The 22405-nt window shown below is 39.8% G+C and carries 16 protein-coding genes and 1 other RNA gene; all 17 read left to right on the top strand.

From position 1 onward, the window contains the following. Window positions 1-28: 28 nt before the first annotated feature. The 17 genes from KHY58_RS02445 to rpoD all read left to right on the top strand — a co-directional run bounded on the left by KHY58_RS02445 (window position 29) and on the right by rpoD (window position 22346). The gene (locus tag KHY58_RS02445; protein ID WP_004696420.1) at window positions 29-517 is read left to right on the top strand and encodes a Fur family transcriptional regulator; all 489 of its coding nucleotides are present in this window, start codon (window positions 29-31) and stop codon (window positions 515-517) included. Then, window positions 510-1937, top strand: coding sequence for a coproporphyrinogen dehydrogenase HemZ (hemZ, locus tag KHY58_RS02440; RefSeq protein ID WP_278471780.1), 1428 nt, complete (start codon window positions 510-512; stop codon window positions 1935-1937). Before KHY58_RS02445 ends, hemZ begins: the two co-directional genes overlap by 8 nt. Then, a complete protein-coding gene (gene hisS / locus KHY58_RS02435) occupies window positions 1937-3208 on the top strand; it encodes a histidine--tRNA ligase (RefSeq protein WP_205112501.1) in 1272 nt (423 codons plus the stop codon). Before hemZ ends, hisS begins: the two co-directional genes overlap by 1 nt. Window positions 3209-3216: 8 nt before the next feature. Beyond that, window positions 3217-5022 (top strand): aspartate--tRNA ligase, encoded by a 1806-nt coding sequence (gene aspS, locus KHY58_RS02430; RefSeq protein WP_278471776.1) that lies wholly within the window; start codon window positions 3217-3219, stop codon window positions 5020-5022. Between the two features lie 80 nt (window positions 5023-5102). Next, window positions 5103-5274: non-coding RNA, 6S RNA (ssrS, locus tag KHY58_RS02425), on the top strand. 243 nt (window positions 5275-5517) lie between these two features. Continuing rightward, on the top strand, window positions 5518-6819 hold the full coding sequence (locus KHY58_RS02420) for a replication-associated recombination protein A (protein WP_077708566.1): 1302 nt from the start codon (window positions 5518-5520) through the stop codon (window positions 6817-6819). Window positions 6820-6901: 82 nt separating this feature from the next. Continuing rightward, entirely contained in the window at window positions 6902-9646 is a 2745-nt protein-coding gene (locus KHY58_RS02415) for an FtsK/SpoIIIE family DNA translocase (RefSeq protein ID WP_278471773.1), read from the top strand. Window positions 9647-9694: 48 nt separating this feature from the next. Then, window positions 9695-10147 carry a helix-turn-helix domain-containing protein gene (locus KHY58_RS02410; RefSeq protein ID WP_004698676.1) on the top strand — a complete coding sequence of 151 codons (453 nt, stop codon included), beginning with the start codon at window positions 9695-9697 and terminating at the stop codon, window positions 10145-10147. Between the two features lie 39 nt (window positions 10148-10186). After that, complete coding sequence (locus tag KHY58_RS02405; protein ID WP_004698698.1) at window positions 10187-12133, top strand: YgiQ family radical SAM protein; 1947 nt, start codon at window positions 10187-10189, stop codon at window positions 12131-12133. Between the two features lie 56 nt (window positions 12134-12189). Beyond that, entirely contained in the window at window positions 12190-13227 is a 1038-nt protein-coding gene (locus KHY58_RS02400; RefSeq protein WP_008601367.1) for an ABC transporter substrate-binding protein, read from the top strand. 59 nt (window positions 13228-13286) lie between these two features. Continuing rightward, complete coding sequence (gene rimO, locus KHY58_RS02395; protein ID WP_004696407.1) at window positions 13287-14633, top strand: 30S ribosomal protein S12 methylthiotransferase RimO; 1347 nt, start codon at window positions 13287-13289, stop codon at window positions 14631-14633. Window positions 14634-14670: 37 nt separating this feature from the next. Beyond that, window positions 14671-15918: a competence/damage-inducible protein A gene (locus tag KHY58_RS02390; protein ID WP_278471770.1), complete on the top strand. Its 1248-nt coding sequence runs from the start codon at window positions 14671-14673 to the stop codon at window positions 15916-15918. 4 nt (window positions 15919-15922) lie between these two features. Then, window positions 15923-16963, top strand: a complete 1041-nt coding sequence (gene recA, locus KHY58_RS02385; protein WP_004696404.1) for a recombinase RecA — start codon at window positions 15923-15925, stop codon at window positions 16961-16963. Window positions 16964-16965: 2 nt separating this feature from the next. Next, entirely contained in the window at window positions 16966-17409 is a 444-nt protein-coding gene (locus tag KHY58_RS02380; RefSeq protein WP_195213119.1) for a regulatory protein RecX, read from the top strand. A 118-nt stretch (window positions 17410-17527) separates the two neighbouring features. Then, a complete protein-coding gene (rny, locus tag KHY58_RS02375) occupies window positions 17528-19129 on the top strand; it encodes a ribonuclease Y (protein WP_004696400.1) in 1602 nt (533 codons plus the stop codon). 255 nt (window positions 19130-19384) lie between these two features. After that, window positions 19385-21157 carry a DNA primase gene (gene dnaG / locus KHY58_RS02370; RefSeq protein ID WP_278471766.1) on the top strand — a complete coding sequence of 591 codons (1773 nt, stop codon included), beginning with the start codon at window positions 19385-19387 and terminating at the stop codon, window positions 21155-21157. A 28-nt stretch (window positions 21158-21185) separates the two neighbouring features. After that, the gene (gene rpoD, locus KHY58_RS02365; RefSeq protein WP_004696398.1) at window positions 21186-22346 is read left to right on the top strand and encodes an RNA polymerase sigma factor RpoD; all 1161 of its coding nucleotides are present in this window, start codon (window positions 21186-21188) and stop codon (window positions 22344-22346) included. Window positions 22347-22405 lie beyond the last annotated feature (59 nt).

Here is a 22405-nt window from a genome sequence, read left to right as displayed (position 1 = left end):
ATTTTTTACAGTCGAGGGGAAATTTATTATGAACACAACATTAGAAAAATTAAAAGAACGCATTAAAGACAAAAAGTACAAATTGACAACTCAACGTCAAACAATTTTGCAAGCATTCATCGATGCTGATGAAAATCACTTGAGTGCTGAAGATGTATATGTTCTTGTAAAAGAAGTAGCACCTGATATCGGGTTAGCAACAATTTACAGAACTCTTGATCTCTTCACAGAACTTGATTTGTTAAAACGTCTTGATTTTGGTGATGGCCGTAATCGCTATGAATTAAATGACGAAGAGTTCGCTCATTTCCATCATCATTTGATTTGCGTAAAATGTGGTAAAGTATCCGAGTTTGAAGACGACATGCTTGAAACATTGGAGTCTATTATCGCTAAGAAATTAAACTTCCGTACCATTGATCATCAATTGAAAGTATATGGTTACTGTAGTGATTGCCAAAATCATATGACTGAAGCAGAATTAGAAAAGCTTGAGCGTATGTCCCATCATGGTTAATGGATATCTATATACGGGTCCATTACCACTTGGCTCCGTAGTAGCTCATAACTGTGGCGCGGCGGGACTCTTTTCTGATAAGATAAATCCAGAGGTTATCCTTGAAGCACATGAAGTGGAAGGGCTCTACACATTAACTGTTACCATTGGTGATTCGGTTCAGATTTTTGAAGGCCCTGTTTCCTCTATGGGGCGTCGCCAAATTGGACAAGCCTTGTTGCGCTATTTGCGTGAATATCAAGGCTTACCTGCTGAGGCTCCGTGGGGAACTATGGTAGGTGTGCGCCCTACAAAGCTACTACATAAATATATAGATACATATGGCTCTGTCCACGCAGCAACTCGTCACATTCGGGACGAGTTTTCTGTGTCTATGGAAAAGCTTGCTACTTTGGGGGACATTGGCGAGTATCAACGTCCATTTCTATCTGATACAGATGATAAAAAGGTGAGTCTCTATTGTGGTATTCCTTTCTGTGACACGCGTTGTGTATATTGCTCGTTTCCATATGGTCTCTATCAGGATTATGCTGGTAAAAGTCAATTCCTAAAGGCTTTAACCCGTGATATAGAAGATATGAAAGCTATTGTCCAATCTTATAATTTAACCGTAAATACCCTCTATATGGGCGGTGGTACTCCGACAGTGCTAAAGGATGAAGACTTTCACCAGGTTCTAAAACAGTTGTCTCTACTCGTACCAGAAGGTCATGAATTTACTGTAGAGGCAGGACGACCTGATTCTGTTAATCCTACAAAGCTACGTTCCATGCTTGCGCTAGGTGTGAATCGTATTAGCATTAACCCGCAAACAATGCAAGATGATATTTTGCGTCGTATTGGACGCGGCCATAGTGTACGGGATATTGATGAACTTTTACAATATGTAAAAAACAATACATCATTAGCCGTAAATATGGATTTTATTGCAGGCTTGCCTAATCAAACGATGTTAAACATGATAGAGAATATGGATTATGTATGTCAAAATCTGCCGGAAAATGTTACAATTCATACGTTAGCATTAAAACGTGGTAGCCCGTTGTACGATTTACATATGGAAGATGATATTCCTGAAGAACATCTTGTGGCGGAAATGGTACAATATGGTAAAGAGCGTCTTGAAGCAGCTGGTTATGTGCCATATTATTTATATCGCCAACAATATATGAGAGGGCAGTTAGAGAATATTGGCTATACCTTGCCTGGCAAAGCGTGTGAATATAATATTCAGATCATGGAAGAACGGCAGAGTATTCTATCTATGGGGCCTGGCAGCTCGTCTAAGTGGATGCGAGCCCCTGAATACCGTCAACTTAAACAGCATATGCCAAAAGACGTAGATGTTTATCACGTAACGATAGATGCACTTTTAGAGAAACGACATAAAATTTGTGAAAGATTTTGGGAGGTTGTGTAATGGCTATAAGAAAACCAAGAGGTACACAAGACTTTTTGCCAGAACAGATGATACATTGGCATTATATTGAACAACGTATGCGCGAAATTTGTAAAGTATATGGGTTCAATGAAATTCGCACACCTGCCTTTGAAGAAACTAAATTATTCTTACGTGGTATCGGTGAGACTACAGATGTAGTACAAAAAGAGATGTACACCTTTACCACTGGTGATGACGGTGGTTCTAGCTTTACCTTACGCCCTGAAAATACGGCGTCTGCTGTGCGCGCATACTTAGAAAATAAAGTATATGGTAAAGAAGGTCTCACAAAATGGTATTACATGGGCCCTATGTTCCGTCATGATAAACCGCAAGCGGGTCGTTATCGTCAATTCCACCAGTTTGGTGCAGAGGTACTAGGTTCGCAATCTCCAGTGGTAGATAGTGAAGTTATCTGTATGGTTGTACAGTTATTAAAAGACTTTGGCCTTAAAGACCTCAATGTAGAAGTAAACTCCGTAGGTTGCCCAACATGTCGTCCTGTATACCGAGAAAAATTAATCGCTTTCTTTGAACCTAAAAAGGAACAATTATGTAGCGATTGCCAAGAGCGTTTGTACAAAAATCCTTTGCGTATCTTGGACTGCAAAAATGAAACATGCAAATCCTTGTCCGTAGGTGCTCCTGAAATTCACGAACATTTATGTGAAGAGTGTCATGATCATTTTGAAGAATTGAAAACCTATTTAACTGCAGCTAATGTGCAATATACTTTAAATCCTCGTCTCGTACGTGGCCTTGATTACTATACAAAGACAGCCTTTGAGGTACAATATACTCCTTTAGGTGCTCAAAGTGCTGTAGCTGGTGGTGGTCGTTACGATGGTCTCGTAGAAGAGCTCGATGGACCTCATACTCCAGCTATCGGTTTTGCTATGGGCATGGAGCGTTTACTATTAGCTCTTGAAAAACAAAACTTATTGCCTGAGCCAACTGTAGAACCATCTGTATTCGTAGTCGCTCTTGGTGATGCGGCTAAGGTAGAGACTTTCAAAATTTGCCAAGCCTTACATGATGAATATATTACCGTTGAAATGGACGGGCAGGGCAAGAGTATGAAGGCACAATTAAAATACGCTAACAAAATTAATGCGAAATATGTTATTATATTGGGTGATGATGAATTGGCTCGTAAAGAAGCCATAATTCGATTCATGGATACTAGTGAACAAGAGACTGTATCTCTTGATACAGTGGCTGAACGTATAACTTCTTTGGTGAAAGGATGACAATTAGAATGGAAACAATGCAAGGCTTACACCGTACGCACGGTTGTGGCACCATCTCTGAACAAGAGGTAGGTAAAGAGGTCGTATTATGTGGTTGGGTTGAACGCCGTCGTGACCATGGTGGTTTGATTTTCTTGGATTTACGTGATCGTTCTGGCGTAGTACAAGTGGTGGCATCCCCAGATCATAACGTAGAATCGTTCCACAAAGCAGAGGATGTTCGTAATGAATATGTGCTTTGTGTACGTGGTAAGATTACAAAGCGTGATGAGGCTGCTATTAATCCAAATCTTCCTACAGGTGCATACGAAATGTTCTGTGAAGAGTTGCGCGTATTGAACTCTGCTAAAACTCCTCCTTTCTATATCCAAGATGATATCGATGTAGATGAAAATATTCGCTTGAAATATCGTTACCTTGACTTACGTCGTCCAGAAATGCAACGCAACTTGATTTTGCGTCACAAAGTAACGAAAGCAATGCGCGATTTCTTCGATAGCCGCGATTTTTTGGAAATTGAAACTCCAATGCTTACTAAATCTACACCAGAAGGCGCTCGTGACTATCTAGTGCCGTCCCGTGTAAATGCTGGTACATTCTATGCGTTGCCACAATCTCCACAAATTTTCAAACAAATCTTGATGGTTGCTGGTTACGAAAAATATTTCCAAATCGTTCGTTGCTTCCGCGATGAAGATTTGCGCGCAGACCGTCAACCTGAGTTCACTCAGCTCGACTTAGAAATGTCCTTCGTTGATGAAGAAGATATTTATGCATTGCTTGAAGAGATGATTGCTCATGTATTTAAAACTGCATTAGGTAAAGAAATTTCTTTGCCTATGCCTCGTATTACATGGGACGAAGCAATGGATAAATACGGCTCTGATAAGCCGGATCTTCGTTTTGATATGGCCTTTACTGATGTAACTGATCTTGTAAAAGATACAGAATTCAAAGTATTCCGTTCTGTTATCGACAATGGTGGTGTAGTTAAAGGTATTGTTGTACCTGGTGACGCTGGCATTCCTCGCCGTGAACTTGACGACCTTGTTGAATATGTAAATCGTTACGGCGCCAAAGGCCTTGCATGGGCTTGCTTCAACGAAGATGGTTCTATCAAGTCTCAAATCATGAAGTTCTTAGGTGAAGATACAATTCGCAATATCGGTGAAAAAATGGGTGCTAAAGGTGGCGACCTCGTATTGATGATTGCTGATAAACCTGCAACTGTGGCACGTGCATTAGGTGAACTACGCCTTGAAATGGCACGTCGTATGAACATGATTGACCAAGATAAATTGGCATTCACCTGGGTAACTGATTTCCCTATGTTCGAATATAACGAAGATGAAAAACGTTATGTTGCAATGCACCATCCGTTCACAATGCCACGCCATGCGGATCTTGATAAATTGGAATCTGATTCTGGCAGCGTAAAAGCGATTGCTTACGATATGGTATTGAATGGCGTAGAAATTGGTGGCGGTTCCTTGCGTATCTACCAAGCTGACGTACAAGAAAAAGTATTCAAAGCAATTGGTTTGTCCATTGAAGAAGCAAGATCCAAATTCGGCTTCATGCTTGATGCATTCCAATATGGTGCACCTCCTCATGCAGGTTGTGCATTTGGCTTAGATCGTCTTGTTATGTTGATGGCAAAACGTCAATCTATCCGCGACGTAATCGCATTCCCTAAAACTCAATCTGCTTCTGATATCATGAGCCAAGCTCCATCTGAAGTAGAACCAAAGCAATTAAAAGAGTTGCATATTAAACCAGATGTAGAAGAAGAACAAGAGCAATCTTTAGTGTAAAAACATAGGCAAGAATTGATTAAAATCGAAATGTCAAGACTTGTTAATTGCTAATCTTTCTGATACTATTTAAGTATAAGATATCCCTGCCATGTGCGTGTGATATCGCAGTTTTGAGCCAACACATTTACTTTGGGAGTCTGAACTCTCGTCTGAACGTTACGCCCTTACGGGACAACTGCAGGATGAGGAGGACACCCACCTGCCCTTGCAGGATCAAAACGCGGTACATTACGGCATGGTGGGGCTTTTTTGCGTGTAAAAATAGACTGAAATATCATATACTATAAATATATCTTTGGTAAGAATTTAAACTATTTAAAATCTTAAGAGTCCTAAATGTCATAAATGTTATAAATATCTTGCCAATATTATCAGTGTTACCGAGTTACTGATGTTATTAGGCTTTTATGACGGGACAGTAATTTTTTTGGATTGAATAGTTATAGATATGAAAATACGACAGTTAAACTGAGTGCGAATTGAGGTGATAGAATGGATAGTTTGTTTGATATGACACCTACAAATACATACGAGCCGCTTCCTGTACGAATGCGTCCTACTAAACTAGATCATTTATATGGTCAAGAGAAGGCCGTAGGTAAGGGGACTTTCTTGAGAGCTATGGTAGAGAAGGATACAATACCATCTATGCTTTTTTATGGGCCTTGTGGAACGGGTAAGACTACATTAGCTGGCATTATAGCTAAGGTGAGTAATAGCCATTTTGTAAACCTGAATGCTACTAACGCCGGTATTGGTGAGTTGCGCACCATCATTGAAGACGCGCGCAAACGAGTTCGTTCTTTACAGCAACGCACAATTCTATTCCTCGATGAAATTCATCGTTTTAATAAAAGCCAACAAGATGTGTTGTTACCTTGTGTAGAGGATGGCACTATTATCCTTATTGGTGCTACAACAGAGAATCCATTCTTTGAGGTTAATAGACCGTTATTATCTCGTTTGCGTCTTATTACATTAGAAGCACTTACACCAAAGGCTATTGGTCAAATTTTACGTCGCGCCATTACCGATGAAGAAGTGGGATTAGGCAAACGCCATCTACAGGTAACGGATGAAGTTCTGGAAGATGTGGGAATTTTCGTCAATGGTGATGGCCGCATGGCCCTTAATATTCTTGAACAAGCTGCAGCTATGGTTCCCGATGAGGGGACGATTACTATTGAGGTTCTTGAAAAGGTCGTAGGTCGTCGTATATATACATATGATAAAAAAGGAGACAGTCATTACGATACAATCTCAGCCTTTATAAAAAGTATGCGTGGTTCTGACGTGCAGGCAACGGTACATTATTTAGCACGCATGATTGAAGCTGGAGAGGATCCTAATTTCATTGCTCGTCGTATTGTTATTTGTGCAGCAGAGGATGTAGGACTTGCGGACCCACAAGCTCTTATACTTGCCAACGCAGCGGCTCAAGCGGCTCATATGGTAGGTTTTCCTGAGGCGCGCATTATATTATCTGAGGCTGCGTGCTATGTTGCTCTCGCACCTAAAAGTAATTCTGCTTATGTAGCTATTGATGCCGCGATATCTGATGTGCGACATAAGGATTGTGGACAAGTACCTGATCATTTGAAAGATAGTCACTATAGCGGGGCTAGTAAATTAGGCCATGGGAAAGCTTATAAGTATGCTCATAATTATCCTAATGGATATGTAAAACAGCAGTATTTACCAACGCCTCTAGTTGATGCAACCTACTATAAGGGCATAAAGAGAGGGACTGAGGAACAGTTACTTCACGACTGGGAGAAACGTTGTAAAAATTAACTTAATATTACGATATATGCTATAATATAATGATAAGTTAATTTACTGTAATGTTATATAAGTAAGGGGTTTGTATAGATTTATGGCAGAAGAAAATACTTCCACCAAAAGACGCAACACACGCCGTAAGCGAACAAGTACAAAACAGCAATCAAAGTCTCAAAGCTTTTCTTTGCGCAGCGAAGTGAAAGGCCTTATTGTCATTGCCTTTGCTGTGATTTCCTTTCTGGGCTTTTTCGGCTTTGAACTCGGCCTTGTAGGACAGATTTTAACAGGTATATTCCGTTATGGCTTTGGCTTAGGGGGTATTATTCCTTGTTTATGCGTTTTCTGGTTAGGTTGGAGATTATTATATAAGGATACATTTATTTCCATTACAAAACGAGGGATTGTAATGACCTTGTTTTTCCTATTTTTGTTAGCTCTTGTTCCCTTGTGGCGCGTTCCTGAGGGGCAGGAACTCATTACTACACAACTAGCTAATCAAGGTGGTTTCGTAGGTGGTGCAATTGCTACATTCCTTCGTACACTATTAGGCAATCTAGGGGCTATTATTCTTGATGTATTCTTACTCATAGCTTTTGGATTACTGGTGACACGTTTGTCTTTGCGCAGTGGATTACAAAAGGCTGCGGACAAAACACAGGTTGGCCTTGATGTTGCAAAAGAGGTAGCTGCTGAGAAGGTTGCTGTTGCAAAAGAAGTCTTTGAAGATTGGAATGAACAACGTAAAGAAGCGGCAGAACAGCGTAAAGCTTATAACAGGGAAAAAGATACACGCTTTGCTGATGCAGCAGATCAAGCATTAGATGCACTAGAAAAACAAGGCATTGCTACTGGAAGAGACCTCTTTGACTCTACCACAGCTATAGATGTTGATCCTATTGAAGATACAGTTACTACTATGGAGTCACAAAGAACTCCTACATCTTGGAAGGAATTGGCTGAGATAGAAGCACGTAATCGTGCGGCTGAGCAATTGGCTAATATATCTGAAGCATCTGGTGATGCTAAGTCTTATGAAGCTGATAATTTTGAACAATTCTCTGATACGCATAGATCTACGAGTGATGATTATGTATATGTTCCAGATGAGGACTTTTCATATACACCAGATGAAGAGTATTCAGATGAGGTTGGAACTGTAGAAAACTCTGATGATGAAGAACCAGAATTCTCTTATCAAAATACAACAATAGGACCATTGGAAACGAATCACGGTGCTATTGCCTCCGCTGTGCCAGGAACGGGTGCAGCGGCAAGTTCTGTAAGTGCTGGAGCTGGTATGGCAGGTATGGGGTTACAAGTACCGTCCATTATTAGTACTACAGAAGATACGGCGCAAGTAGCTGTATCTAAAGATGGACAGATTCATCGGTCCTATGATAGACCTTACCATTTCCCAAGCCTAGATATTTTGGCGAAAGGGAAGGGGAGTCAAAACAATGGTGAAGAAGTAGCACAAAATGCGATGATGCTTGAACATGTATTGAGTGACTTTGGTATTACGGCAAAGGTTGTTAATGCTACACAAGGCCCAACTGTTACACGTTATGAAATTGAACCTGCACCAGGCGTGAAAGTGAGTCGTATCGTTAATTTAACAGATGATATTGCCCTCAATTTGGCAGCACAACATATTCGTATGGAGGCTCCGATTCCAGGGAAATCTGCCATCGGTATTGAGGTCCCTAATAAAACGACAGAAGCCGTTCATTTACGCGATGTACTTGATTGCAGTGACTTTAAAGATGCTCGTGGAGGTATTCCTGTCGGCCTTGGTAAGGATATTGCAGGAAAGCCTGTTATTACAGACCTTGCGAAGATGCCTCACTTGCTCGTAGCTGGTACAACTGGCTCTGGTAAATCCGTATGTGTAAATACATTAATTTCTAGTATTCTCTTTAGCCGCAAACCGGAAGAGGTTAAGTTATTATTAATCGACCCTAAGATGGTTGAATTGTCTATTTACAATGGGATCCCGCACTTGATGGCTCCAGTTGTAACGGATATGAAAAAAGCAGCAGCTGTATTACGTTGGGCCGTTCGTGAAATGGAGGCTCGTTATAAGGCGTTTGCTGCATCTGGTAAACGTGATATCAAGAGCTATAATGAAGCGCATCCTAAGGCTGCTATGCCGCTAATCGTGTTGATTATCGACGAGTTAGCTGACCTTATGATGACGGCTCCTGATGATATTGAAGAATCTATTAGTCGTTTAGCACAAATGGCTCGTGCTGCAGGTATTCACATGGTTCTTGCTACGCAGCGGCCATCTGTTAACGTTATTACCGGTTCTATCAAGGCCAATGTGCCAAGTCGTATTTCCTTTGCTGTAGGCTCTCAAATTGACTCTCGTACCATTCTTGATATGGCAGGAGCAGAGAAACTATTGGGTAAAGGGGATATGTTATTTGCTCCGATTGGTGCTAATAAACCTATTCGTGTACAAGGGGCCTTCATTTCTGATGATGAGGTAGAAAAACTTGTAGAGTTTGTGAAAGCTCAACGAGAACCAGAATATGATAATACGGTAACTCAAGAAGTGGAAAAGGAAGCTGAAAAAGAATCTTCTGATGCTAATGATGTTTACCGCGATGAATTATTAGAGCGAGCTGTCAATCTCGTTATGGAATCTGGTCAAGCTTCCGTATCGATGTTGCAACGTCGTTTCCGTATAGGTTATACCCGTGCGGCACGTCTTGTAGATACAATGGAAGACCTTAAAATCGTTGGTCCTAGCATGGGCAGTAAGGCGCGAGAAATTTTAATGAGCCCTGAACAAGCTAAGGCTAGATATTTCTCCGATTCCAATGATGAGCAATAATTAGCTAATTACTATATGAATATTACGTAGATTTAGAAAGGAACGAAAATGGCTGAATTAGGCGAAGAATTACGACGTGAACGGGTAAGACGTAATCTAACCTTTAAAGATGTGGAGCAAGTGCTGCACATTAAAACAACCTATTTAGAGGCTATCGAAGATGGCAACTATGATATCATTCCTGGTCAAGTCTACGTAAAAGGTTTTATTCGAAACTATGGTAACTACTTAGATCTTGATGGGGATCGCTTGGTAAAAGTATATCAGGGCCAAGTAGGGGACATAGATACCTTTTCTTTACGTTCTGTTACAAGACGGAAGGCTCAAGCAACTCCTAATTTGGTACAAAGTGAGTTTGTTGAATACCAAACATCTAAAAAGCGTATGTCCTTAGAAACGCGTCAACGAAAACGTCAACGCTCTATTGTACAAGAACGCATTATTTTAGGGATTATTTTAGTTTGTATGGCATTATTTTTACTATGGTTATTCCTGTTCTAGTATCTGATTAGGCATGATAGAAAGGCATTTACACAATCAATGGATAGATTTTTAGTAACAGAACCTTCGGATATGAAGGAACGTGGTTGGGCTGAATTAGATTTCGTTCTCATCAGTGGGGACGCTTATGTGGACCATCCATCCTTTGCGCCTGCAGTTATCGGTAGATACTTGGAATCCAAAGGTTATCGTGTAGGCATTATAGATCAACCAGATTGGAATGATGTAGAGGCTTTCAAAAAACTAGGTAAACCACGTCTAGCATCCCTTGTTACGGCAGGGAATTTAGATTCAATGCTTAATAAATTTACGGCAGCAAAGAAAGTTCGCCGTCAAGATGATTATTCTCCAGGTGGTGAGTCAGGTCATCGTCCAGATCGTGCTACCTTGGTATATGCTAACCGTATGAAGGAGGCTTACAGTGATGTACCTCTTATCATTGGTGGTATAGAAGCGTCTTTGCGTCGCTTTGGTCATTATGACTATTGGTCAGATACGGTGCGTCGATCCATCTTAGTAGATTCTAAGGCCGATGTACTCGTCTATGGCATGGGAGAACTTCAAATCGTTGAACTAGCTGATGCCTTAGATCAGGGTCGATTTAAAGAGTCTTTGCCATCTATACGTGGCATTTGCTACATGGCAAAGGAAATTCCAACCATTGACTATGTAGAGTGCCCATCGTATGAAGCTATTAAGGCGGATAAGATGGATTTTGCCGATGCATTCCGCATTCAATACGATGAACAAGATCCGTTCTATGGACGTATTGTAGTCCAAAAGCATGGTGATAGATATCTCATTCAGAACACGCCTGCCTTGCCATTGACACAGGAGGAAATGGACGGTGTCTATAACTTGCCATATACTCGAAAGTGGCATCCTAAATACGATGATAAGGGTGGTGTGCCAGCATTAAGCGAAGTTCAATTTAGCCTTGTGAGCCAACGAGGTTGCTTTGGCAGTTGTTCTTTCTGTGCTATTACTAATCACCAAGGGCGTATCATTCAGAATCGTAGTCATGAGTCTTTGATTGAAGAAGCTCACATGATGATCAAGATGGACAATTTTAAAGGGTATATTCATGATGTAGGGGGCCCTACGGCAAATTTCCGCCATCTAGCTTGCGATAAACAAGCTGTCTATGGTGCGTGTAAAGGTCGTACTTGTGCGGCTCCAGAACCTTGTGAAAACTTGAATACAAATCATGATGACTATATTGCTTTACTGCGTAAATTACGTAAACTAAAAGGTGTAAAAAAGGTATTTGTTCGTTCTGGTTTGCGTTATGACTATGTACTAGCCGATAACAATAAAGATTTTGTGCGGGAACTTTGCGAGTTTCACGTAAGTGGGCAGCTAAAGGTAGCTCCAGAACATGTATCTAAACGGGTTACCAATATGATGGGGAAAGCTGGTAAAGAAGAATTCCTAACCTTTAAGTCTTGGTTTGAAGAGGCAAATAAAAAGCTTGGTAAGAAACAATACTTAGTGCCGTACTTTATGAGCTCTCATCCCGGTTGTGCCCTAGAGGATGCTATTGAATTAGCGGAATTTTTACGAGATCACCATATGTACCCAGAGCAAGTACAGGATTTTATTCCTACGCCGGGTAGCCTTTCTACTTGTATGTATTATACGGGCATTAATCCACTAGATGGAAAACCTGTTTATGTTGCTAAAAAGGGTAGAGATAAAGCAAAACAGCGCGCATTGATGCAGTTTAAAAATATTGAAAACTATGACCTTGTTAAAGAGGCTCTCATAGAAGCCAATCGACGTGATTTAATTGGCTTTGGCCCAGAATGTTTAATTCCACCCCGACCAATTGGTGGAAATTCTAAGCGTATTAGCCAATCTAGTAAATCTCGTAATGGCAAACGAGGTTGCGAATCTAGGAATCGATGCCAGACTGGAAAAAGGCGTAGTAGAGATGTGACTAAAGTTCGTACATCTAATAAAAGTTTTGGTGGTCGTTACATGTAGGGAGTAGCTCTAGCTACTCTCATTTTAAGATACTTTATGTCTTATGGGAGGCATATATGAAACGATGGATTGCTCCGAGCATCTTAGCATTATTTGTGGTAGGAATGTTGATCTATGGCATAAACTTTTACCAACAAGAACAAATAGAACAGGCCAAAGAGCCTATTCGTGGTGAAATTATAGTCTATACGGACTTACCTAATACTTTGACAGCTATGCTTGCTGAGCGTTATGAAGAGGAACAAAAGGTAAAAGTCACTGTAATGCCTCTTACAGAGGAACAAATGTCACAACGGTCGGCTTCTACAGTGGCTGATACTTCTGGTGATTTGGTGCTAACTTCTGAAGATAATCTCGTAATTGGTGCCAATGCAGGTAAATATATGCCCATCGTCAATGAACGTATTGACGAGGTACGTGATAATCTAAAGGATCCAAATGGCTATTGGGTTGGTATTTGGTATGATCCCATCGTATTTGTTCAGAATGATACCTTCCATAATGGCATTGGTAAATATATTACTACATGGGATACATTGGGAAAACAAGGTGATTGGTCTATCGTTATGACCGATTTTGTAGCATCTCAGAATGCGGCCAATTTGCTATATAATATGGTAGAGTATAAAGGGGAACCAGAGGCTCTTGAATACTTATATAGTTTGAAGCCCCATGTGGTTCAACATGCTAAATTTTTGTCTACTCCAATACGCCTAACTGCGCTAGGGGAGACAAATATTGGTATTGGTAACTTGTCTGATGCGGCGCAATATAGTCATCATGGGTATCCAATTAAGATCATTTATCCTAAAGATGGTACGTCTTATTATGTGACTGGTGCTGCCGTTTTAAAAAATTCAAAACATAAAGCAGATAGTGTAGAGTTTATTAATTGGTTACTATCTTCTAAAACGGCAAAATATATGGTAGAAAAGAATTTTACTTATATATTTACTAATCCTGAGATGGATGAGCCAAAAGATTCTATGGGGCATGATTTAGTATTATGGCCTGTGAATGGTGGCTATACTCTAGAAGGTAAAAAGTTACTATTAAATCATTGGGTTAGTCAAGTACGATTCCGTAAGGACTAAGTCAGTTGTATAAATCCAAGAAATAAATAAATAAGAATCTAGTGACGAAAGGATATAGAATGGGGAAAAAATTAGGATATGTTAGCCTAGGTTGTGCTAAAAATTTAGTAGATACAGAGGTAATGTTAGGCTTATTGAGAGATAATGGCTATTCGATTACAGAAGACTTAAGCGAAGCAGATCTTATCGTTGTAAATACCTGTACTTTTATTGAAAAAGCTAAGGCTGAGTCTATAAATACTATCCTTGAGGTTGCCCAATATAAAGAGGATGGTACTTGTAAGGGCCTTATCGTAGCAGGTTGTCTTAGCCAACAATATCAGGATGAATTATTCCAAGAAATTCCTGAAATTGATGCATTAATCGGTACCGGTGCATGGGATCAAGTTATGGTAGCCGTTGATGCTATTGAGCACGGCAATCGCAGTTGTATCATGGAAAATATTACGAATATCTATGATGAGCGCATGCCTCGTATTCAAACAACACCTCGTTATAGTGCATATGTAAAAATTGCAGAAGGCTGTAATAACGGGTGTACATTCTGTATTATTCCTAAGGTACGCGGTGCATTCCGCAGTCGTACTATCGAGTCTATTAAGGCTGAAGTGGAACGATTGGCTGCGACCGGGGTTAAGGAAGTTGTCCTTATCGCTCAAGATACAACGAGCTATGGTATCGACCTTAATGCTGGTAAACCATTATTGACGACATTGTTAAAAGAATTAACAACTGTAGAAGGCATAGAATGGATTCGCATGCTATACCTATATCCGACATTTTTCTCTGATGAATTGTTAGATATTATTGTTAATGAGCCAAAGCTTTGTAAATATGTAGATATTCCATTGCAACATGTTAATAACGATATTTTGAAACAAATGAATCGCCGAGACGATCGCAATGATATTGAGCGCTTGCTTAAGAAGATTAGAAATGCACCGACTCATATTACATTGCGCACCTCTATCATCGTTGGATTTCCTGGTGAAACAGATGAACAATTTGAGGAACTTTGTGACTTTGTAAAAGAAATCAAATTCGATAATATGGGCGTATTTACGTATTCTCAAGAAGATGGTACACCAGCTGGTGCTCGTGAAGACCAAATACCAGAAGAGGTCAAAGAAGAGCGTTATCACGTTCTTATGTCCATCCAAGCTGCTATCTCTGAAGAGAATAATCGCAATTTAGAAGGTACCATTGATTATGCGATGGTAGAGGAAATCGAAGAAGGCGAGAATAACACCTTGCTTGCAAAAGGTCGATTGAAATCTCAAGCACCTGATGTAGATGGTAATATGTACATTGAAGACTGTGGTGAAGACATTCAACCTGGTGATATTCTTAAGGTACAAGTAGAGCAAGGCTTTGCTTATGATGTAGTAGCTACGGTTGTAGAATAATACACAGTTCGATACATTCGATTGTGGAGGTGATCTGATGATTGTAGAACTTATTTCTACAGGTTCAGAATTATTGCTAGGTGATACAGTAAATACGAATGTATCATGGCTAGCACAAGAGTTAAATAAATTAGGATATACCATTGCCCATCAATCGGTGGTAGGTGATAATCCGAAACGGATGGCTGAAGTTTTTCAGCTCGCTAGTACAAGGGCTGATATCGTTATTAGTACTGGTGGGCTAGGACCTACGCAGGGCGACATTACACGTAATGTACTTGCCGATTCAATTGGCAGACCTATTGTGTTTAATCAAGAGGCCATGAATGAGCTTGAAAGGTTTTTTAAAAGTGTAAACCGTACTATACCCGATGCGAGTCGGCGAGAAGCACAATTACCAGAAGGGGCGAAAGTATTATATAACCCTGTTGGAGTTGCTCCAGGTGTCGTCGTTGAAGATGGCGACACTACGTACATACTTTTACCTGGACCTCCTGGAGAAATGAAGGACATGTTCCAAGAGAGCGTAGTTCCTTATTTAAATGGCCGATTTGGTTCTCAAGGTGTTGTTACATCCTATCGTTATGGCGTATATGATATTCGTGAAATTGATTTAGAAAGCACCTTGATGGATCTAATTAAGAAGCAATCTAATCCGACCATAGCTTTGCTCATTAAAAAAGGCTACATTGAGGTTCGTATCACTGCTAAGGCTGAAACATTAGAAGCGGCACAAGACCTGCTTAATCCTTGGGATGCAATCATACGAGAACGCTTAGGCTCTCGCATAGGGCGCAACTTAACAATTTCTATGGAGGAAACATTAGGTCGAACCTTGTTAGAGGAACATAGTACTATTAGTACTGCTGAATCATGTACATCAGGATTGGTTGGTAAATTACTGACTAATGTCAGTGGCAGTAGTGAGTACTATATGGGTGGTGTCATTTCGTATAGTAATGATGTGAAACATCGTGTTTTAGGTGTACCACAAGATATGTTAGATGCGTATGGCGCTGTTAGTGAACAAGTGGCTAAGGCTATGGCAGAGGGGGCACGAACTGTTGGCCAAACAACATATGCTGTTTCTACGACAGGCATAGCTGGTCCTGGAGGTGGTACTCGAGAAAAGCCTGTTGGTCTTGTATGGTTTGGTGTTACTGGTCCATATGGCACAGTGGCCCATAAAGCTAATTTAATTGGCAATCGAGAAGATATTAGACAAAGTGCGGCAGAGCTAGCACTATACTATGTTTATACTTATATAACAGAAAAGGGGAAATAAAATAATGGCTGTAGATGGCAGACAAGCAGCGTTGGATAACGCGTTAAAACAAATTGAAAAAGATTTTGGTAAAGGTGCTATTATGCGTCTTGGTGAAGCGGCAGATCGCATGAATGTAGAGGTGATTTCCTCTGGTTCTCTTGCTATCGATATTGCTGTTGGTGTAGGTGGCTTCCCTCGTGGTCGTGTAATTGAAATCTACGGTCCAGAATCTTCTGGTAAAACAACAGTCGCTCTTCACGCTGTAGCAGAAGCTCAAAAACAAGGTGGTATTGCGGCATTTATTGATGCGGAGCATGCGATGGATCCTGTATATGCTCGCAACTTGGGGGTAGACATCAATAATTTGTTGATTTCTCAACCAGATAATGGAGAACAAGCTCTAGAAATTACAGAAGCTCTTGTTCGCAGTGGTGCAGTAGATATCGTTGTAGTTGACTCCGTAGCGGCTTTGGTGCCTAAAGCGGAAATCGATGGCGAAATGGGCGATGCTCACGTAGGCTTACAAGCTCGTTTGATGAGTAAAGCTTTGCGCAAATTGACTGGTATCATCAGTAAATCCAAAACAGTTGTTATCTTCATCAACCAATTGCGTGAAAAAGTAGGTGTTATGTTCGGTAATCCTGAAACAACGACTGGTGGTCGTGCGTTGAAATTCTATTCTTCCGTACGACTTGATGTTCGTAAAGGGGAATTAATTAAAGCAAACAACGAAAATGTTGGCGCTCGAACAAAAGTCAAAGTTGTCAAAAATAAGGTGGCACCTCCATTTAAGACAGCTGAATTTGATTTGATGTATGGCGAAGGTATCTCTAAAACTGGCACACTTATTGATATTGGTACAAATATGGAAATTATTAATAAATCTGGTGCTTGGTACTCCTATAATGGGGAACGTATGGGGCAAGGTAAGGAAGCGGCTAAACAATACTTGTTAGAGAATCCACAAATAGCTGATGAAATCGATCGCATTATTCGTGATACATTGGCTGTTGGCACTGAAGAAATCGATGTAATTGGTGAAGAAGTAACTGAAGAAGTATAATCATGAGTGACGAAACGATGCAAGCTGCTATGGATCAAGCGTATCGCTTCCTAGCTCAGCGCTTCCTTAGTTCTTATGAGCTGACGCAAAAAATGAGACGTAAACAATTCGAGGACCCTATCATTGAGAGGGTCCTTGAGCGCCTTAAAGATTATGATTACATTAATGATGAACGTTTATCTGAGCAAGTATTAGCGTATTTTATGAAAGAACAGAAATACGGTGCTTATATGATTAAGCAAAAAATGAAACTTCGAGGACTTGCGATTCCTCAAGATATTTCTGCTTATGATGAGGTAAAAGCTGCTTATCGGGTGGTAGAAAAAAAATTTGGATCTATTCTCAATGAAGAGAAGACTCCTCGGGTAAAAGTTTTTAGTTTTCTCAAATACAGGGGGTTCTCAACAAGCACAATTCAAGTTGTATGCAATGATTTTTATGAATAAATTCTGCTTTTTGAGAGGCCTTGGTAGGCTTGTAAAATCTTGACAGAAAGGGCTTTGAAGTCTAAAATTAATAATAGCCTTATTTATTTATATGATGATATGGCTAATTGATAATTTAATGCATAAAGGGCATAAAAAGGAGCATGAAAGCTCAATTTTGAGAAATAAAAAGGAGGTGAAAGAAATTTTAGAGTATAGTCTAATTGCAGTGGTAATGGTACTGATTGGACTAGGGGTAGGCTATTTTTTAAGAAAAAATATTGCTGAAGGAAAACTGAATCAAGCTGAACAAGAGGCTGCTCGCATCATTGCAAATGGTGAACGCACAGCTGAGTCTAAAAAGAAAGAAGCTTTATTAGAAGCGAAAGAAGAAATTCATAAGCTCCGTTCTGATGTAGAACGAGAAAATAAAGATCGTCGTTCTGAACTTCAACGTATGGAACGTCGTATTCTTCAAAAAGAAGAATCTTTGGATAAAAAATTAGACAATATTGAGCACAAAGAGGAAGCTTTACATCGCAAAGAAGCTGACTTAGCCCAAAGCCGTGAAAAGGTAGAAGCTTTGTATGAAAAACAAATGGCAGAATTAGAACGTATTTCTGGCATGACGTTCGAAGAAGCAAAAAATATCTTATTAACGAATGTGGAACAAGAAATCCGTCATGAAACGGCGATTATGGTTAAGGAAATGGAGCAGCAAGCTAAGGATGAAGCGGAGAAAAAAGCGAAAGAAATTATCTCCTCTGCTATCCAACGTTGTGCAGCTGACCATGTAGCGGAAACTACCGTATCCGTAGTGGCATTGCCTAATGATGAAATGAAGGGGCGCATTATCGGTCGTGAAGGCCGTAACATTCGTGCACTCGAAACATTAACAGGTATTGATTTGATTATCGATGACACACCAGAAGCAGTTATTCTTTCCGGCTTCGATCCAATTCGTCGTGAAGTGGCTCGTATTGCGCTGGAAAAATTGATTGTAGATGGTCGTATCCATCCAGCTCGTATTGAAGAAATGGTTGGTAAAGCTCGTAAAGAGGTGGACCAAACTATTAAAGAGGCTGGTGAACAAGCGACATTTGAAGCTGATGTTCATGGCTTACATCCTGAAATTGTTAAGATTTTGGGCCGTTTGAAATATCGTACTAGTTATGGTCAAAACGTATTGAAACATTCCATTGAAGTATCTCATTTAGCAGGTTTAATGGCAGCTGAACTAGGCTGTGATGTAACTTTGGCTAAACGAGGTGGTTTGATTCATGATATTGGTAAAGCATTAGACCGTGAACTTGAAGGTTCTCATGTTCAAATCGGTGTTGATGTGGCTCGTAAATATCGTGAAAGTGCAGCAGTAATTAACTGTATTGGTGCTCATCATGGTGATGAAGAGTTCCAAACTGTAGAAGCTGTATTAGTAGCTGCCGCTGATGCTATCTCCGCTGCCCGTCCAGGAGCACGTCGAGAAACATTAGAAAACTACTTAAAACGTTTATCTAAATTGGAAGAAATCGCTGAATCCTTCGAAGGCGTTGAAAAATGTTTTGCTATTCAAGCCGGTCGTGAGATTCGCGTTGTAGTAAAACCGGATAAGATTGATGAAGCTGAGTCTACATTACTTGTTCGGAATATCGTAAAACGCATCGAGTCAGAACTTGAATATCCAGGCCAAATTAAGGTCGTAATTATTCGTGAAACTCGCGTTGTGGATTACGCAAAATAATATGCTATAAGCGATAAGTATAGGCTGCAATGTTTTCATTGCAGCCTATTGTTATCAAAGTTTCGGTAATTATATATTGCTATATACGGCGTATAGGAATCATCATGTACATTGCGTTGTAGATGATGATTCCTATGATTCGTATCAAGTTATTTATACTTTTTTAATAATTTAATTGATTGAAATGCTTTACAAATAGAGGATTTTTTATTTGTATATAGAATTAATATATATATGGGGAAGGAGGCGTTGGCTATGAGCCGATATTTTGAAAATGAGTTGATTGAACAAATCAAAGATGCTAATGATATCGTGTCAGTTGTATCCGAGCATGTAGCCTTAAAGAAACGCGGCAAGAACTATTGGGGTTGTTGTCCATTTCATAATGAAAAAACGCCATCCTTTAGTGTAGCCCCTGAAAAGGGTTTTTATTATTGCTTTGGGTGCCATGCATCAGGAAATGCTATTAAATTTCTTATGGAATTAGAGCATTTAACCTTTGTAGAAGCCCTAGAGCGGCTAGCTAATCGAGCTAATATTCCATTGCCAGAGGCGAAACTTTCACCTGAACAAAGAGCTAGAGATGAAAGACGCAAAAAACTGTATGAAGCTTCTGATTTAGCGGCTACCTTTTTCCATAATTGTCTCACTCAAACGTCTATTGGTAAAGTGGGATTAGATTATTTGAAAAAGCGAGGACTCACACAAGAGACCATAGAAACATTTAAGCTTGGTTTTGCTCCTGATGGTTGGGATAAGTTATATCGTGCCTTTCATGAGCGTGGCATTGAAGATTCCATTCTTTTAGAGTTGAATCTTGTCCGAAAGAACCAAAAGGGTCAATTTTATGATTTCTTCAGAAATAGAATTATGTTCCCCATTATGGATGGTAAAGGGCGAGTAGTTGCTTTTGGTGGACGCGTTATGGATGATAGTACACCAAAATATTTAAACTCTCCAGAGTCATCAATCTTTGAAAAAGGTAAACTCTTATTTGCCTTTGATAAGGCTTATAAATCTATTCGTGAGGAAAAACAAGCTATTCTTGTAGAAGGCTATATGGATGTTATATCCGCTCATAATCATGGTGTTACTAATGTAGTCGCATCATTGGGGACTGCTTATACAAGAGATCATGGGCATATCTTGATGAGGCAAGCTGAAGAAATCGTGTTAGCTTATGATATGGATGGTGCTGGTCGTCAAGCGGCTGCTAGGGCTATTGAATTATTGCAAAATACGGATTTTAAGGTGCGTGTCCTTGCCATGCCAGACGGTAAAGATCCAGATGATTATGTGCGTAATCATGGGGGACAGGCATTTAAGGAGTTAGTTGCTAAAGCTGTTAAACCTCTTGATTATCTATTAAGTGAGTCTTTGATTAAACACGATACAAATGATACAGAAGGGAAGCAGGCTGTTATGACAGATGTTTTCCCATATATTGCAAATATAGATAGTCAAACACAGAGAGATGATGCTTTAAAAACATTGGCATTGCCATTATGGCTTGATAATAGTACTATTTTTAGATACTTTAGAGATTATGTGAAAAAAGGACAAATTGAATTAGTGGATACTGCATCAACACCTTTGCCAAAACAGGATTTACCAAAGGGGGATGCGGAAAAATTATTGTCCTTAGCTTTCACAGATGGCGAAGTATTACAACATATGATGAGCTATTTGCCATTAGAGGACTTTGAAAAAATTGAATATCGAGGTATAATAGAAAAGCTATTCACCTTGTATAAGTCCGAAGGTCGTCTAGATGAAACTGCAATTCAATCTGTTTTATCTTCTCAAGAATACGATATTTACTCTAGGTTGGTCGTCATGAGTGACGATGAATACAAGGTACAAGTGCCTGCATTAATCCGCAAGATAAGGCTCCATTCATTGCGTGAACAGTATAAAGCGCATTCAATTATGGCGGATCAATTAAAACGAGCAGGAGATTCGACGTTTATTAGCGAATTACATAAGTGTCAGGAAATACAGAATTTAATTAGAGAATGGTCTAAGTAAATCATTAATGGTTAAAAAGGAGAGCGCTGTGGCTAAGAAAGTACAAAAAAGTCAAATAGAGGAGATTGTTGAGCAACTTCTTGAAAAAGGCCGTAAGAGCGGTGTGTTGACACAATCCGAGATTTCAGATGCTCTTCATGAGCAGACGGAAATTACTGCGGAACAATTAGATGATATTTATACGACTTTGGGTAAATTGAATGTTGAGATTGTGGCAGATATTGATGCTGATGATACAGATAGTCATACAATTGAAACGGATGAAGATGAAGACGAAGTTTCTAGCGAGAAGAAAATTTCTATCGATTTAAGTGTTGATTCTGGTGTTAATATTGATGACCCTGTACGAATGTACCTAAAAGAGATTGGTCGCGTACCATTGCTTTCAGCTGACGAAGAAATCGTATTAGCTAAGCAAATCGAAGCTGGTGCACAAGAGGATGCTACATATAAAGATATTCAACTTAGCAAAAAGGCTAAGAAAAAATTGGTAGATGCTAACTTGCGATTAGTTGTAAGTATCGCGAAACGTTATGTAGGTCGCGGTATGTTGTTCTTGGATCTAATCCAAGAAGGTAACCTAGGTCTGATTAAAGCGGTAGATAAATTCGATTATACTAAAGGTTATAAATTTTCAACGTATGCTACATGGTGGATTCGTCAAGCGATTACACGTGCTATTGCAGACCAAGCTCGTACGATTCGTATTCCTGTACATATGGTAGAAACAATTAATAAATTGATTCGTATTTCTAGACAATTGTTGCAAGACAAGGGTCGTGAGCCATTGCCAGAAGAAATTGCTGAAGGTATGGGAATTACTGTAGAGCGGGTACGTGAAATTCAGAAAATCGCCCAAGAGCCAGTATCCTTGGAAACTCCGATTGGTGAAGAGGAAGATTCCCATTTAGGGGACTTCATCGAGGACCAAGATGCAATTGCTCCAGACGATGCAGCTAGTTATATTTTATTGCAAGAGCAAATTGAAGATGTATTTACATGCTTGACTGATCGTGAGCAACAAGTATTGATTTTACGTTTTGGGTTGAAGGATGGTAAGCCTCGCACATTGGAAGAAGTTGGTCAACATTTCAATGTAACAAGAGAACGTATTCGTCAGATTGAAGGTAAAGCGCTTACTAAATTGCGCAACCGCGGTAAACGTGATAAAATCAAAGACTTCTTATAAGATTTTGAATCTCTTAAGGGTTGTAATGCAGTGGTGTATAGCACTGTATTACAACCCTT

The sequence above is a fragment of the Veillonella parvula genome (genome assembly GCF_018366295.1).
Lineage (GTDB): Bacteria > Bacillota > Negativicutes > Veillonellales > Veillonellaceae > Veillonella > Veillonella parvula_P.
This window is presented reverse-complemented; position numbering and strand designations above follow the sequence as displayed.